This window comes from Neisseria sp. P0006.S009, assembly GCF_051962915.1.
GTDB lineage: Bacteria > Pseudomonadota > Gammaproteobacteria > Burkholderiales > Neisseriaceae > Neisseria > Neisseria subflava_E.
Genome location: NZ_JBQCUV010000022.1, coordinates 1 through 247, shown reverse-complemented (window position 1 = coordinate 247; position 247 = coordinate 1). Strand labels below are relative to the sequence as shown.

Annotated in this window: 1 pseudogene; it reads right to left on the bottom strand. The window is 61.5% G+C overall.

The features are described from left to right. Window positions 1-247: pseudogene (gene mutL, locus ACTHTK_RS10310) on the bottom strand (DNA mismatch repair endonuclease MutL); the annotation flags it as partial.

Genomic DNA, 247 nt, shown 5'->3' with positions numbered 1-247 from the left:
AAACGCGCCAGCGCGATGCGCCGGACGATCTCGTCGATATGGCCAAATTCGGTTTTTTCGGTGCGCATAAATTTGCGCCGGGCGGGGGTGTTATAAAACAGATCCAGCACTTCCAGCGTTGTCCCAACCGGGTGCGCCGCCGGCTTCACGGTGACCGCCTGATCGCGCCCTTCGGCATAGGCCTGCCAGGCCTCCTGCTGATCCTCGGTACGCGAGGTCAACGTCAGGCGAGCCACTGAGCTGATAC